Origin of the sequence: Rubritalea sp. (assembly GCF_039830215.1) — a bacterium.
GTDB lineage: Bacteria > Verrucomicrobiota > Verrucomicrobiia > Verrucomicrobiales > Akkermansiaceae > Rubritalea.
In genome coordinates this window covers 1-13,531 of the sequence record NZ_JBDOPO010000345.1, presented here as the reverse complement: position 1 = coordinate 13,531, position 13,531 = coordinate 1, and the positions used below count along the sequence as shown (strand labels likewise).

Annotated in this window: 18 protein-coding genes; 5 read left to right on the top strand and 13 right to left on the bottom strand. The window is 48.5% G+C overall.

Annotation, left to right across the window (positions count from 1 at the left end; genetic code table 11):
* The 7 genes from ABGY95_RS11690 to ABGY95_RS11660 form a co-directional block, all read right to left on the bottom strand.
* A partial coding sequence (locus ABGY95_RS11690) for a hypothetical protein (RefSeq protein WP_347441864.1) occupies positions 1-464 on the bottom strand: 464 nt, incomplete at its 3' end.
* A gap of 11 nt (positions 465-475) precedes the next feature.
* Complete coding sequence (locus tag ABGY95_RS11685; RefSeq protein WP_347441863.1) at positions 476-2,083, bottom strand: Gldg family protein; 1,608 nt, start codon at positions 2,081-2,083, stop codon at positions 476-478.
* 9 nt (positions 2,084-2,092) lie between these two features.
* Positions 2,093-2,845, bottom strand: a complete 753-nt coding sequence (locus tag ABGY95_RS11680) for an ABC transporter permease (protein ID WP_347441862.1) — start codon at positions 2,843-2,845, stop codon at positions 2,093-2,095.
* Between the two features lie 142 nt (positions 2,846-2,987).
* Positions 2,988-3,248, bottom strand: coding sequence for a 30S ribosomal protein S21 (rpsU, locus tag ABGY95_RS11675; RefSeq protein ID WP_347441861.1), 261 nt, complete (start codon positions 3,246-3,248; stop codon positions 2,988-2,990).
* 102 nt (positions 3,249-3,350) lie between these two features.
* Positions 3,351-3,788, bottom strand: coding sequence for a VanZ family protein (locus tag ABGY95_RS11670; protein WP_347441860.1), 438 nt, complete (start codon positions 3,786-3,788; stop codon positions 3,351-3,353).
* 14 nt (positions 3,789-3,802) lie between these two features.
* Complete coding sequence (locus ABGY95_RS11665; protein ID WP_347441859.1) at positions 3,803-4,087, bottom strand: CopG family antitoxin; 285 nt, start codon at positions 4,085-4,087, stop codon at positions 3,803-3,805.
* 2 nt (positions 4,088-4,089) lie between these two features.
* The gene (locus ABGY95_RS11660; protein ID WP_347441858.1) at positions 4,090-4,368 is read right to left on the bottom strand and encodes a BrnT family toxin; all 279 of its coding nucleotides are present in this window, start codon (positions 4,366-4,368) and stop codon (positions 4,090-4,092) included.
* 250 nt (positions 4,369-4,618) lie between these two features.
* Between ABGY95_RS11660 and sucC the strand changes: the two genes are divergently transcribed.
* The 3 genes from sucC (at position 4,619) to ABGY95_RS11645 (ending at position 7,209) form a co-directional block, all read left to right on the top strand.
* Complete coding sequence (gene sucC, locus ABGY95_RS11655) at positions 4,619-5,803, top strand: ADP-forming succinate--CoA ligase subunit beta (RefSeq protein WP_347441857.1); 1,185 nt, start codon at positions 4,619-4,621, stop codon at positions 5,801-5,803.
* A gap of 34 nt (positions 5,804-5,837) precedes the next feature.
* Complete coding sequence (gene sucD / locus ABGY95_RS11650) at positions 5,838-6,734, top strand: succinate--CoA ligase subunit alpha (protein WP_347441856.1); 897 nt, start codon at positions 5,838-5,840, stop codon at positions 6,732-6,734.
* 301 nt (positions 6,735-7,035) lie between these two features.
* Positions 7,036-7,209, top strand: coding sequence for a hypothetical protein (locus ABGY95_RS11645; protein ID WP_347441855.1), 174 nt, complete (start codon positions 7,036-7,038; stop codon positions 7,207-7,209).
* Positions 7,210-7,399: 190 nt separating this feature from the next.
* Here ABGY95_RS11645 and ABGY95_RS11640 read toward each other — a convergent pair whose 3' ends face one another.
* A complete protein-coding gene (locus ABGY95_RS11640) occupies positions 7,400-7,594 on the bottom strand; it encodes a hypothetical protein (RefSeq protein WP_347441854.1) in 195 nt (64 codons plus the stop codon).
* Between the two features lie 573 nt (positions 7,595-8,167).
* Here ABGY95_RS11640 and ABGY95_RS11635 point away from each other — a divergent pair.
* Positions 8,168-8,800, top strand: a complete 633-nt coding sequence (locus ABGY95_RS11635; protein WP_347441853.1) for a MarC family protein — start codon at positions 8,168-8,170, stop codon at positions 8,798-8,800.
* Positions 8,801-8,818: 18 nt separating this feature from the next.
* Here ABGY95_RS11635 and ABGY95_RS11630 read toward each other — a convergent pair whose 3' ends face one another.
* From ABGY95_RS11630 to ABGY95_RS11610, 5 genes are all read right to left on the bottom strand, one after another.
* A complete protein-coding gene (locus ABGY95_RS11630; RefSeq protein WP_347441852.1) occupies positions 8,819-9,541 on the bottom strand; it encodes an AIM24 family protein in 723 nt (240 codons plus the stop codon).
* 88 nt (positions 9,542-9,629) lie between these two features.
* Positions 9,630-10,685 carry an agmatine deiminase family protein gene (locus tag ABGY95_RS11625; protein WP_347441851.1) on the bottom strand — a complete coding sequence of 352 codons (1,056 nt, stop codon included), beginning with the start codon at positions 10,683-10,685 and terminating at the stop codon, positions 9,630-9,632.
* Positions 10,686-10,691: 6 nt separating this feature from the next.
* A complete protein-coding gene (locus tag ABGY95_RS11620; protein ID WP_347441850.1) occupies positions 10,692-11,549 on the bottom strand; it encodes a carbon-nitrogen hydrolase in 858 nt (285 codons plus the stop codon).
* Between the two features lie 76 nt (positions 11,550-11,625).
* Entirely contained in the window at positions 11,626-12,423 is a 798-nt protein-coding gene (locus tag ABGY95_RS11615) for a TatD family hydrolase (protein WP_347441849.1), read from the bottom strand.
* A gap of 39 nt (positions 12,424-12,462) precedes the next feature.
* A complete protein-coding gene (locus tag ABGY95_RS11610) occupies positions 12,463-12,738 on the bottom strand; it encodes a hypothetical protein (protein WP_347441848.1) in 276 nt (91 codons plus the stop codon).
* 559 nt (positions 12,739-13,297) lie between these two features.
* Between ABGY95_RS11610 and ABGY95_RS11605 the strand changes: the two genes are divergently transcribed.
* On the top strand, positions 13,298-13,531 hold a 234-nt coding region (locus ABGY95_RS11605), incomplete at its 3' end, for a helix-turn-helix domain-containing protein (RefSeq protein ID WP_347441847.1).

Sequence of the window (13,531 nt, the reverse complement as noted above, 5' to 3'; positions counted from 1 at the left end):
CCTTCAATCTTCTTTTTCCAAGCAGAGGATTTTCCAATGCTAAAGTTGGCAATGGTGTCGTCGAGGCTGTTTTTGAGTCGTACGTGTACTGCTGAGTCGTCGAATCCTAGTTCATTGATTGTCTCGTCGCTTACTTCTACGCGGTCTTGTATTTCAGCATTGAGGGCAAAGAGTATAAGGGGCTCGATTGCTTTTGGACCGTCGGCTCTGTCTTGCCAGGGTTCTGTTCCAACCCACAATCCGTTGTTGGGATCGAAGGAAAACGCCAATTTGGGTTGGTCCGCAGTCTCGATCACGACATGCGATGTGGTCCTAAGGTCGTAATCAAATAGTGGGGTGAAGTTTTCTTTGGCCGGCTCGATAGAGAGTGTGCCGAGAACGTCTACGCGCCCAAGTTGCTGGAGGCTCAGAGCCGCTAAGCCAAGAGTGCAAAAGATGAGAATGAGGGAGACGAAAGTCTTCACAATGACAAAGGTTAGGAACGACGGCTATTCCAGAGGAGTAGGCCTATGAGTAAAGATACTAGTGGAAGGTAGATTAAGATCACCTGGTCGATGAATGACTTGTGGGCTGATTGGACTGTGATCTTCTTGCGGTAGACTGGCTTTGGACCAATACCGATGAGGCTTTCACGGCCAACAAGCCAGTTGATGGTGGAATTGATAAAATAGGACATCTCTTCGCGGGCATTATCTGGGCGTAGGAACTCAGTGTTGGCGATTACAACCATGCGGGAAGTAAGCGGTGCTGTGAGATCACTGTTCTGGCGGCCTCGCACAACTGCGGCAGCTAGATTCACGGGTGTAGGATTGGCGGCACCTTTTATGATTCCTTGGTCTTCGCGCGCGTCAAAGCTTGGGTTAGGCTCAGTGTACTTGCTCTCGCCCCACCATCCGTCAGCAGCTTGAAGTAGAGCAAAGGGGGTGATGTTTCGAATGGCGAGTCGATCGTTGGAAGTCATGACTTCGAGACCAGAACTAGGGCCGTCTAGCTGGGTAGCTTGGTGGGCTAGACCTTGGTTGACTTCAGGTCCTTGGGTGAAAAAGGCGCGCGCAGATGTCAGGGATTTGCCTGATTTACTCACGGACATCACGCGATTGTCTTGAGGAGAAATGCCGTACTCACGAAGAAATCGTCTGAAGTGTTTAAGTTTAGCGTTCGGATTGAGTGTGATGAATAAGCTTGCTGATGGGCGATCCCAGTACTCTGTGAGAGTGGCTATCTCGCGTTCGTCGAAGTCGAAAGCAGGTCCGATAATGGCGATGCCTTCAGCGTCGTTAGGGATCTTGTTGGTTGCTGAAATCTGCAATGGGGAAAGTTGGATGTTCTGAGCTAGGAGCAGTGCTTGGAAGTTTTTCCACGCAGGAGTTCCTTTGTTTGGCTCGTCAATACGTGCCTTGTCTATGATGAAGTAAAAGCGGCGGGGGGTTCCTTCCACGGCGCTCACGAGATAGGTCGTGAGGTGGGATTCGTCGTTCCAACTGGAGATGAACTTCTTGTTGAATCTGTCAAATTCCTCAATGAACAAAGATTTCACTGGTATCGTGCGGATGTGTTTCACTAAGTTGACCTTTTCTTCTTCAGGTGAGAGTTCTGCATCTGCAATGGTGTTGCGCGCGTCGATGAGAATTGTTTCTTCAGTGATGTCGCGTTGGTAGGTGGTGACAAAATCCTGTAAGCGATCACGGTCGTGTGTTGGGTCTATAAATTCGAGCTCGATGTTATTGTCCGAGAATCGTTGGTAGTTCTCAAGTTGGCCACGTAGACGAAGGTAGTATGGCGACTGTTGCTTTATAATTGCCACCATTTTGATCGGCAACTGACGTTGGCGGACTTCGGAACTCTTCAAAAACTGAGTCGTGGTTTGGGCTAGAGTAAAATCAGCGTGGCGTGTTAGGTCAAAGCGCTTGTGGTTTGTGCACGACAAAAAGTTAAGCAAGACAACACAGATGATAGCAAGGACTAGCTGAAATAGAGCCAGCGAGCATAGACCGAAGCGATTGATTTTTTTGACGGGGCCAGCAGCTGAAGAATCATCCGACTCTTGGAGTTCTGGCTCATTTTTAAGAGATGTAGCTGACATGCTAGAGTATCAGTGTTTCCAGCGTCGGTAGTCGACGAGGTGGTGAGTGAAAAGAAGGGTGAGCACGCTCATGGATAGATAAAATACAATAGGGCGTAGGTCTACTAGCCCCCTAGAGAAATAAGAGAGATGTTCGTGCACTGAAACATAATGGAATAGTGGAGCGCCTTCGAAGGAGTCACCGGCGATACTTGGAATGAGCCCTATGAAAATGAGGAAGACTAAGAGACCAAATGTGATTATTGCCGCAATGATCTGGCTAGATGTCAGCGCTGACGCAAGTATGCCGACCGCGATAAAGAACGAACCGATAAGTAGGAGTATGCTGAAGGATCCTAGCATCTCCGGCATCGATACTGGAGCAGGCGAACCAGTTACCCAAGTGAAAATCTTGATGTGCAGCAGAACTGGCAGCCACAAGATAGCGTAAAAGGTGTAGGAGGATAGGTACTTTGAGAAGACTACCTGCGAGGTCGTGACTGGAGCAGTCATTAGGCTTTCCAGGGTGCCGCTGCGTTCTTCTTCAGCAAATTGCTTCATCGTGATCAATGGAAAAATGAAAATGAAGTAGAACCAAAAGATCGGCGTAGAGAGGCAGGAATAGAGCATGTTTACCTGCACTGGAGCCTTCTCGTATTGCTCTAGCACTGATGTGAGGGAAAATCCCTGTAAGAGCATGATGAAGGCTAGTACGACCCAACCAAATGGAGTGGTCATAAAGTGTTTAAGCTCTTTTTTGTAAAGAATGTAGAGTGTTCGCATAGGTTTGCAGCTAATGGGCTGAGTGGTAGAGCTATTGCTCTAGCTTTCCAAGCATCAAGTTAGGGGAATTCTAATAGAAGAAAACAAAAAGGGCACCCTTGCGAAAAGGATGCCCGTGAGAGAGACCTGAAATCAGGTTTGCTTAAGCTTCTGCAGAGATACGAGCTGCTTTTGCTGCTGCTGCTGCTGCATCTTGTGTTGGGCTGGTGTAGCGGAAACGTTGGCGGTTACGCTTAGAGGCTGTGCGGCACTTGCGCTTGGCGCGAAGTACTGGTGTTTCGAATGCACGACGACGGCGCATTTCCTCGAGGATTCCCTCGTTGTCGAGAAGAGATTTGAGACGCTTAAGGGCGCGATCTACTGGCTCGCCTTTGTTGATTGTTACTCCACGCATGGTATTCATATGAAAAATTTTGTTTGTTTCAGGTCGGAAGAAGACGTTAAAAAGGAATCTTGAATCTGTCAAGCATGTGAGTGAGAAATATTTCGATTCGTGCGATCATTCTTAACGCGAGAAAGACTGGCTTTGGTTATTACTCCAGGTGGCTGTGTATTTTAGGATGATAATCATGACGACAGCAGCGGAAAGGCTACCAAGTGTGTCTGCAAGCCAATCCCCAAAGTCGTTACCTAAGCGTCCAGGTGTGAAGGTCTGATGGTATTCATCCATTATGCCAACCAAAGAGCACACAAGAGTAGTGATAGTGATGCACCGGAGGGCTGAGAGTTGGCTAAATTGGTGCCTTAGCCATCCACAGAGCAAGCCGCCGCCGCCAAAGAAGTATCCAAAGTGGGCTACCTTGTCGAGGTGGGGGATGTCAGGAGTATTTTCTGCACCTTGGGTGCCCGCAGATAGGAACCAGAGAGAGAGGAGCCAAATAGCCCAAGCAATAATCCATACTTCTGGGTGTTCCTTACCTAATCGGGTCAAACGTCTTAGCATTCCCAATAACGGTTTCAGTCGGATAGGCCTGAACGACGCGCTTCATCCTCTAATCGTTCAGAAAGCCATTGTTTCATCATCGATTGGTAGTTGAGGTAGCGTGAGCGAGCCATACGCTTTATGCGTGAGAGCATGCGTGGGTCAAAGCGCAGAGTAATAGTGGTGGATTCTTTAGAGTCGCGCTCGTGGATTGAGCCCATCATTAACTTTGCATCGAGTTCATTATTTTGCCAGAATGAGGCTTCTTCCTGTTCGTCTTGAAATTCTGGTATCTCGGACCACTTGTTAATTGTATTCATATCTATTTGTATTCAGCGTATTTGCGGTCATAGAAGCGCTGCTCAGCATCGGTCATTTCTCGTACGGCATAGATGCGCGCCTTTTTGCCATCGGTTGAGAAGGTTAGGAATAGGAACCTGTCGGCCACTGTGCGGCCAAGCATATAGTAGCGAGTTCCGCCATCTAAGCGGTCGTGATCGGGCAAGAAGCGAACAGTAAACGGGTCTTCGAGCGCTTCCTCAATCTCTCTCGGAGAAAAGGAGCTGAGGTCAATTTGTGCATTAATAAGGTCAAGTTCCATAACTGCTAAATGGCACACTCTAATGGATTTCATTAAATGGCAAACACTATTGCTCTAACCCAGATTGTGACAAGAGCTCTACCCCTCATTGTGACAAGAGTCGCTCGAGGTATTAACAATATTCATGCTAGTGATGATTGGTAGTATTAAGAAATAGGCGAACTTTTGCATCGCTTGTACGGATTCACCTTGACCGATCTGTGTCATAGCTCTAGAAGCCGCATGTTACGCCATGAAGGCGTTCAGATCCATGAATATTCACGAGTATCAAGCCAAAGAGCTGTTCGAGAAGTTCGGTGTGCCAAGTCCTAACGGGCAGGTAGCAAGCACAGCGGAAGAAGCGGTAGCTGCAGCCAATGTAATTGGCGGCAACAACCTTGTTATCAAGGCGCAGGTCCACGCAGGTGGCCGCGGCAAGGGCACATTCAAAAACGGTTTCAAGGGCGGAGTTCACTTCCCTAAGGACGCAGCAGAAGCAGGTGAGCTTGCGAGTAAGATGCTCGGGCAAACACTTGTTACGCACCAGACTGGTGAAGCTGGCCGTTTCGTAAATAAGGTAATGATCGCTGAGGCAGCGGACATTTCCCGTGAGCTCTACCTCGCAATCCTTCTAGACCGCGAGACATCGCAGCCAGTGATCGTAGCATCTACTGAAGGAGGCATGGATATCGAGGAAGTGGCTGAGAAGACTCCTGAGAAACTCACTCGCCAGTTCGTTCACCCACTCGCAGGTCTTCAGCCATACGAAGTGCGTAAACTCGCTGCTGCTCTCGAGCTCTCCGGTGACCAAGCGAAGCAATTCGCAAAGCTTATTAAGAATCTCTACAAGCTTTTCATCCAGTGTGACTGCGACATGGTTGAGATCAACCCACTCGTTGTTACACCAACTGGTGACGTGCTAGCTCTCGACGCTAAGTTCGGTTTCGACGATAACGCGCTTTACCGTCACTCAGATATCGTTGCAATGCGCGATACAACTGAAGAAGATCCACGTGAGGTTGAAGCTTCTGAGTTCGACCTTAACTACATTGGTCTCGACGGCAACATCGCTTGTCTAGTGAATGGAGCTGGTCTTGCAATGGCAACAATGGACATCATCAAGCACTTCGGTGGAGATCCAGCAAACTTCCTCGACGTAGGGGGTGGCGCAACTAAAGAGCAGGTTTCTGCAGCGTTCAAGATCATCCTTTCTGACCCTAAGGTTGAAGGTATCCTCGTGAACATCTTTGGTGGCATCATGCAGTGTGACATCATTGCAGAAGGCATCCTCGCAGCAGCAGCAGAGCTAGAGCTTACTATCCCGCTAGTTGTTCGCCTTGAGGGAACAAACGTAGCGCGTGGAAAAGAGCTTATCGCTAGCTCCGACCTCGCTGTTATAGGCGCAGACAACCTCAATGACGCAGCTGAAAAAATCGTGAAAGCGGTTCAAGGCTAAATCTTAAATCAACAATCATAAATTTTAAATCACTATGGCTATTTTAGTAGATGAAAACACCAAGGTGCTCGTTCAGGGTATCACTGGTGGCTTCGGTGGTAAGCACGCACAGCTTTCTATCGACTACGGCACACAGATCGTTGCTGGTGTGACCCCTGGTAAGGGTGGTCAGACTTTCGGCGAGAAGACTCCTATTTACGACACAGTTTCCGATGCTGCCAAGCAGTCCGGTGCTACTGTTTCCGCAATCTTCGTACCACCTCCATTCGCCGCTGACGCGATTCTCGAGGCTGTTGACGCTGAGCTCGACCTCGTTATCGCAATCACTGAGGGAATCCCAGTGGCTGACATGATGCGCGTGAAGGCAGCAATGGCTGGTTCTAAGACCCGTCTTATTGGACCTAACTGCCCAGGCATCGTAACTCCAGGTACCGGCGAGAACTCCCACGGTGGTTGCCGTATCGGTATCGCTCCCGGTTATATCCACAAGCGTGGTAACGTAGGAGTTGTTTCCCGTTCAGGTACACTCACATACGAGGCCGTTTATCAGCTCACTGAGCTCGGTTACGGCCAGTCCACATGTGTAGGTATCGGTGGTGACCCGATCAACGGTACTTCCCACCTCGATGTTCTCAAGATGTTCAACGACGATGACGAGACAGAAGCAATCATCATGATTGGTGAGATCGGTGGTAACGCAGAAGCTGAAGCAGCTCGTTGGGCTGCTGAAAACTGCAAGAAGCCAATCGCTGGTTTCATCGCAGGTGCTACAGCCCCTCCGGGACGCCGCATGGGTCACGCTGGAGCTATCGTTGGTGGTGAAGATGATACGGCAGAAGCAAAGAAGCGTATCCTCGCTGAGTGCGGCATCGCAGTCTCTGAGACTCCTTCAAACATGGGCCGTACGCTCGTGGACATGCTCAAGAAGTAATCTCTTCTTAGATCTAGATTTTAAAAGGCGCTCCGTAATGGGCGCCTTTTTTATTTTCTCGAAAGCTTCTGAATCGACTACTCAGTAGAGAAGAAGAAATGGTCAAATGCTTTCATTTCCGTTATGTGGATAGGCTGAGGTGAAATGGTTACCAACACTGGTGGTTCAAGTGGTTTCCCTAAGCTCATCTCTATGGGCTGAGGATCGTTTGGGGCTGGATGATTATGAGAAACAAGAACTACACGGATGAATTGTCTTTTTTTTAGCTGTAGCGAGTAGCCCCTAAGAGCTGGTTATGCATATGAATGGTAAGATAAAGGGGCTCTATGCTCTAACAAATAAAAAGGAATATTTTTCAGGACTCACGGAGGCTTACTTTGGTAAAAACGATTTCTATTCCTTTGCTGAGGAGGAGCCCAAGTCAGATTACCCAACTGTCTACACTCTGGTTGATTCGATCTGGCAGGTGAAGTAACGGCTTCTCTATCTCAGTCATTTGTTATTACTCGTGGCGCGATAGTATACTTAAGGAGATGCTTAGATGAATTTGCGTAAAAGTTGTGCTTGTGAGCTTACTCCAAAATGTTTGTAGACATCCTTTGATGTAGTCCGCGACAGAGTTCTCGGTTATGTCCTTATGTTGGGAGGTTTCTTTGCGATCCATTCTAGTCTAACAGAAGACTGAGTACGATGCGCTGTGGTTGGAAGAGATTGGGCGCCTTCCTCACTATCGGGTCAGCCTGAAAGGTGAAGCCATTCGACTCGCCTAAAATAAGGTGGGCAAATTGTTGTTCATGCTCGTCAAAGGGGGGTATCATATTGGTGTTGGTAGGGGCCGATGCAGCTAGCTTAGCTGACATCGAGAGGCTAACCGCAGAGCATGTGTGAGCCAATGTCAGTTTTGTCCCATAGCGCGCCCAGCTTCACCTTGATAGGCTGTATCCTCAGGGGCAATTTTTCCGCGACGCATAGTTGTGATACGCTTATTGAACTGTAGAGTTGTAGCAAAAATCGATGCTATATGTGTCCAGTCTTTGTGTTCTAGCGCTTCTATTAGCCGGAAGAGTCGTTCTTAGGTAAATACTCCATGCATGAAACCGACATAAATTTATTGTTCTTCTGGTTTCACTTTGCAGCCGAGAGACCAGACCCAAGCATCGACGTTTACTCATTGGCAAAGGCCATCCTTAAAGAGGCGTTTTTACTCGGTATGTTCGCCACTTATAGAGGCTGTGCTAACGAGTAGACGGACGATGTCGATAACATCGGTTTTTCAGTGATGTAGCCTGGGAGTGATGGGTGAGATTTAATCTCACATGTGAGTGAATCAGATACAAGACACTACTGAGCCAGTTTTAGAGTTAAATAAAAGAGGGGGCGCCAGGAAGAATTAAGCTATTCATCCAGACCTGTCTAGGTATCTTAAATTTCCAATGCTACATGAACTATTAGGACACATACTGACAGTCTTCCTTGGCTACTTTGCTATCATGAATCCAGTCGCTAACACGGCGGTGTTCATAGGCCTAACAGCAGACGAGGATACTCTCCAAAAGAGAGAGATCGCGAGGAAATCACTATTGATAGCATTCTGTGTGATCACAGCATTTGCGTTGTTAGGTAATCTAGTTTTTCACCTTTTCGGTATCACATTACCAGCGCTGCGTGTGACTGGAGGTATTCTTGTTTTCCTTATTGGTTATCACATGCTCAATGGTGAGCGCTCAAAGATGCATAAGCCACGCGGTGAAGATGAGTCAACCGAGGATGCTGCTGATGTGGCTATATCTCCCCTTGCTGTGCCCATCTTGGCTGGACCAGGAACGATTGCTACCACAATAAATTTCTCCAGCACTGGCGGCTGGATTGAGTCGTTGATAACGGTGGCTATGTTTGCGTTGCTTTGTGTCGTGACCTATTTCTTCTTTGTCTCTGGTGAGAAAATTGTGCGCTATTTAGGTAAGGGTGGAATAAACATCGTGACTCGCCTGATGGGGCTCATCCTTGCTGTGATCGGTATGCAGATGTTGATTGAGGGGGTAGCTGGTGCGGTGGCAGCTAGCTAGAAGCGAGTTATTTCAGGTTTAGCCGTTTTGGCTTAGGTAGACTTCTTCGTATGGTTGGATGACCACGAAGCCTTCCCCTTCAAATATCATTTGAAGTGACTCGCCTGAAGCTCGCCCGATGAAGGTTTTGAGAGATACGTCGGTCTTGATGTTAGGCGTGAGACCAGCACTCCAGGCGACTGTAGCATTGGGGTCAGTGAATACTGGGTTGCCAGGCGTGACTCGGAGAGTGAGTGGCTCATAGTGGCTAGTGATAGCTAACAGCCCGCTGCCAGTGAAGGCCACATTGAAGAGTCCGCCAGCCATCATGCCGGCCACTTTTTTCATCATTGAGATTTTGTGGTCGAGCGAGGGCTCGAATGCTAGTACATCATTGCCGTTCACCACGATGCCTTCGTTGTTGAGGCAGAGGATAAAAACCTTCTTTCCAGCATCAGCTAGGTACACTTTACCTTGTCCGTCGGCATAGGTGAGTCGCATGCCTTCACCTGAAATAGCTTTTTTGAGGAGGCTTCCGACACCTTGATCGAGAATGCCTTCTCGAGTGAACTTTACTTCACCTCGGTAGGAAACCATTGAGCCGAGTTTGGTGTGCATCCTGCCGTTGAGGTTGACCTCGAGCATGCGAGGAGTTTCAAGCTCGAAAACTCCGTGGCCTTGCTCCTGTTGTTCTGTTGCTTTTACAAATTCAGCAATGCTGTAGCGGCGTGATACTTCGTTGGGTGATGGTGGTTGAGTCATGATTTATAGCCAATAAATATTGGAGGTTGCTAGAGGACTCAATTATCGCATTTCTCGCAATGGTGAAATAACAGGCATTTTGTAATGTCTAGGCTTGGGGTACGCTCGGTTGTTGTTGGCTGATGCAGTGGATCGCTCCACCTTCCCAGACTATATCTCGGCAGTCGATTCCTATGACTTCTCTGCTCGGAAAGCATTCGCGTAAAATCCCTAAGGCTTGATCGTCTTTTCTTTCTTGTGCAAAGGTGGGAGCAAGTACGGCGTCGTTTATGATAAGAAAGTTGGCGTAGCTTGCTGGGAGAGTTTCGAGTCGCCAGTTTTTAGTGGTGAGGGGAGTGGGCATCGGGAGTTCAACGAGCTCGACGCTAGACCCGCTCACAGTTTTCAGGTCTTGAAGCATTTCAAGGTTCCTTTGAAGCGTCAGGTAGTTTGGCTCTTTTCTGTTGCTCTCAACAATTGAAACGATAGCATCTTCCTTAACGAAGCGTGTTAAATCATCAATGTGGCCATCGGTGTCGTCGCCAACTATGCCTGAGGGGAGCCAAAAGATATCAGCCACACCTAGAGCTTTGCGAAGCTCGGATTCGACGTCTGATTTCGACCAGTCAGGATTCCTGTTCGGATTGAGAGTCACGGCTTCGGTGGTGATCAGAGTACCTGCTCCATTGCCCTCGATGGCGCCGCCTTCAAGAAGTAGAGGGGAGCGATAGTGCTCGGCATTCTTTGATTCTGCCATTTGTAGGGCCACAGCATCGTCCAAGTCCCATGGTGGGAACTTGCCCCCCCAAGCGTTAAAGTGCCAGTCCACGGCCCGAAGCTTATTGTTGCCTCGGTTAATGGCGAAAGTAGTACCATGGTCACGGCACCAAACATCATTGGTTGCGTGGTCATGGAGAGTGATGTTATCTGTGATACAGTTAACGGCTGCTAGTGTTTTTAAAATGGTTTTATGCAGAGAGTTGTGCGCATTGATATCGACCTTTTGGAATCGGCTAATAATGGCGGAGATCTGTGCGAACTGGAGCTGAATTTGCACCAATTTTTCTTGCGGCCATGTGTCTGTTCTATGTGGCCATGACAGCCATATGCTATCTTGCTTTTCCCATTCAGCTGGCCAATGGAGTGTTTCACGTATTGCGCTCATGTAAAATTAGTCGATGAAGCGCTCAGTGATTTGGCTGTAGCTATCGATTCTACGATCGCGAAAGAAGGGCCAGATGCGGCGGTGTGCTTCTAGGGCGTCTAGATCGATATCGGCGGTGAGGATCATTTCTTCGGCAACTGGAGCTGTGGCAATAACTTGGCCGTAGTGGTCAGAGACGAAAGATCGCCCCCAGAATTCAGTGTTGCCTTCAGTTCCTGTCCGGTTGATGGCTACGACGTAGCAGCTATTTGCGACAGCGTGTCCGCATTGCACAGCTTGCCATGCATTATGTTGGGCTTCGCCGAATTCTTCTTTTTCCTCAGGTAGCCAGCCGATCGCCGTCGGGTAGATGAGAATTTCGGCTCCCTTGAGAGCTGTGAGTCTAGCGGCTTCTGGGTACCATTGGTCCCAGCAGATCAAGACGCCGATTTTACCAAACTTGGTATCGAAGGCTTTGTATCCAGTGTCCCCGGGAGTGAAGTAAAATTTCTCTTCAAAGCCTGGATCTTGCGGGATGTGCATTTTCCTGTAAATGCCGAGGAGTGAACCGTCGGCGTCGACCACCCAGGCTGAGTTGTGGTAGAGGCCGGTAGCGCGTTTCTCAAAGCCGCTAGCAACAATGACCACTCCGAGTTCTTTCGCAAGAGACTGATGGTTCTCAGTTACTGGGCCGGGTATTTTATCCGCGAGGTCAAACTTGTCAGTGTCCTGCGTGGTGCAAAAGTACTCAGTGGTAAAAAGTTCTTGAGTACAGATTATTTCAGCTCCTTCTGAGGCAGCCTTTCGAATGGCGGCTTCAGTTTTACGAATATTTTTCTCAGGCTCAGCGACGGCTGAAAGTTGGAGCAGAGCAATGCGTGGCATAATATTTGCAGCTATGCTGCAGTCATTGGTCAAGAGTCAATGGTCATTGGATCCAGCTGATAAAACGGGACATTGTTTAGATTTTGAAATTTGGGCAGTTTTCTAGAAAGCTTTTTGGGTTGTCGTAGATGACGCGCTCGACGGTATCTTTGTCATACTTGCGCTTGCCCATTTCGAGAGCTGTTTTGACGACCGCGAGTGGGTCAGAAACTCCCCAGTCGCAGGCTGAGTTCATCCAGATGTTTTCCATGCCGAAGTTTTCCAGAATGTCGACGGCGCGTGCAGGAGTACACTTTGACTCGGGGTAAAGTGTCATGCCGGCCCAGAAGCCATTGTCTAACACGAGCCCAGCAGTATGTTCCTCTACGTGGTCGATTACCACGCGTGAACTGTCGACTTGGGCATTCTTCAGAGCGTCGATGATAAGTTTAGTCCCCTTAAGTTTGTCTTCAAGGTGGGGTGTATGGATAAGAATTGGCTGGTCGTACTTTTTAGCGATTTCAACGTGCTCTTCAAAGATCGCCAGTTCGTTCTTTGTATTCTTGTTGAGCCCAATCTCACCGATGCCGAGTACAGTGGGGTTGTCGATGAACTCAGGGATGAGGGAAAGAACTTCACGGGCAAAGCCGGCGTCTTCAGATTCCTTTGGGTTGATACAAAGCCAACAAAAGTGGGGGATGCCGAATTTGGCTGCGCGGGCTGGTTCGTATTCGGTGAGTTGGCGGAAATAGTCGTAGAATCCTTGCACCGATGCGCGGTCGTATCCAGCCCAGAATGCCGGCTCGCAAATGGCTTCACAGCCAGCCATAGCCATCTTTTGATAGTCATCCGTTGTCCGGCTCACCATGTGGCCGTGTGGTTCAATGTATTTCATTTTTAGGAGAGAGGAAAAAGTGGATAGGAAAAAGAGGGATTAGCTTGCGCTTTCATTTGGGGCTCCGAAGGCGCCTTGCATGGTGGCAGCTGGGATGGGTGATTCGCTGTGGTCGGAGAGAGCCAGGAGTACAGCCTCAGCCCGCGATTTGTCGCCAGGGTTCTGCAGTGCCGCAAGAGCTTTACGAAACCCCTCGACACGGAAATCTTCTACTCCATCGTGGCGATCTAAGCGATCGAGATAGGCTGCTATTTCTATCAAATCACGTCGAGCGGGCATGAAGTAGAGATCTAGTATGTCTTTCTTGCTGGGCATACCTTCATTCTAGGGGGAGATTGAAAAAAAGCACGGAAGAATTGCTCTTTCCTAGGAAACACCGCGGACTTGGAAAATTCTAAACTTCGGTTAGAATTTGTTGACTAGAAAATGCGAGTTCGGGCGATCGAGTCCATCATGCCTGGCTACATGATCTTCCCATCATTATTCTCCCTCGCCCTCGCACAAACACACAAGAAAGCCACAGGTTTTTTGCGAGCCATTGAACGACATACCTTTTTTTTGGACTATCTGAACTCAGTACAAAAATCCTAAGAATAACCAATCCATCAGCCTCAAGGTCTTAGCAAGTCTTGACCTACGTGACAGGGTTTTGTTTTTCGAAAACTTTGCATAATTAGGATTTTAAACATCAGTAGCGGATCAAAGGTAAGGTTTCCTCCCATACTTCAGTCTTTGTTCTCTTTGCCAGTGACCTCCTTGAAGGACTGGTCGGACTTGGATTCCAACCGGAAGTGCACCGCTTAACTTGAACAACGGCCCAGATACTGATTAGTATCAGCACTGGCTCCACCGTTCAAAACCGAGTCTGTGCCACATGACCTATAAACATCTGAGCCGCGAAGAGCGGTATACCATATCTATCCTACGCCGCAAAGGCGAGTCCAACGCATCCATAGCTTCAACGATCGGACGTAACTTGTCACCAAGTGGAGGCTACAACTACAACGTCGCTCAGAAACTCTCTGATAGAAGATCAAACTCGGCCTCATGCCGTGGATCTCGCATCTGTGAAGACTCCTGGGAGTTTGCAAAAAGTAAAATCACTGAG

Bases quoted from the DNA above. Each gene is read 5' to 3' on its own strand.
- ABGY95_RS11620 (WP_347441850.1), bottom strand. From the start codon at position 11,549: ATGCCACGCATTGCTCTGCTCCAACTTTCAGCCGTCGCTGAGCCTGAG.
- ABGY95_RS11645 (WP_347441855.1), top strand. From the start codon at position 7,036: ATGAATGGTAAGATAAAGGGGCTCTATGCTCTAACAAATAAAAAGGAA.
- sucC (WP_347441857.1), top strand. From the start codon at position 4,619: ATGAATATTCACGAGTATCAAGCCAAAGAGCTGTTCGAGAAGTTCGGT.
- ABGY95_RS11685 (WP_347441863.1), bottom strand. From the start codon at position 2,083: ATGTCAGCTACATCTCTTAAAAATGAGCCAGAACTCCAAGAGTCGGAT.
- ABGY95_RS11635 (WP_347441853.1), top strand. From the start codon at position 8,168: ATGCTACATGAACTATTAGGACACATACTGACAGTCTTCCTTGGCTAC.
- rpsU (WP_347441861.1), bottom strand. From the start codon at position 3,248: ATGAATACCATGCGTGGAGTAACAATCAACAAAGGCGAGCCAGTAGAT.
- ABGY95_RS11665 (WP_347441859.1), bottom strand. From the start codon at position 4,087: ATGAATACAATTAACAAGTGGTCCGAGATACCAGAATTTCAAGACGAA.
- ABGY95_RS11610 (WP_347441848.1), bottom strand. From the start codon at position 12,738: ATGCCCAGCAAGAAAGACATACTAGATCTCTACTTCATGCCCGCTCGA.
- ABGY95_RS11670 (WP_347441860.1), bottom strand. From the start codon at position 3,788: ATGCTAAGACGTTTGACCCGATTAGGTAAGGAACACCCAGAAGTATGG.
- sucD (WP_347441856.1), top strand. From the start codon at position 5,838: ATGGCTATTTTAGTAGATGAAAACACCAAGGTGCTCGTTCAGGGTATC.
- ABGY95_RS11625 (WP_347441851.1), bottom strand. From the start codon at position 10,685: ATGAGCGCAATACGTGAAACACTCCATTGGCCAGCTGAATGGGAAAAG.
- ABGY95_RS11680 (WP_347441862.1), bottom strand. From the start codon at position 2,845: ATGCGAACACTCTACATTCTTTACAAAAAAGAGCTTAAACACTTTATG.
- ABGY95_RS11640 (WP_347441854.1), bottom strand. From the start codon at position 7,594: ATGTCAGCTAAGCTAGCTGCATCGGCCCCTACCAACACCAATATGATA.
- ABGY95_RS11630 (WP_347441852.1), bottom strand. From the start codon at position 9,541: ATGACTCAACCACCATCACCCAACGAAGTATCACGCCGCTACAGCATT.
- ABGY95_RS11660 (WP_347441858.1), bottom strand. From the start codon at position 4,368: ATGGAACTTGACCTTATTAATGCACAAATTGACCTCAGCTCCTTTTCT.
- ABGY95_RS11615 (WP_347441849.1), bottom strand. From the start codon at position 12,423: ATGAAATACATTGAACCACACGGCCACATGGTGAGCCGGACAACGGAT.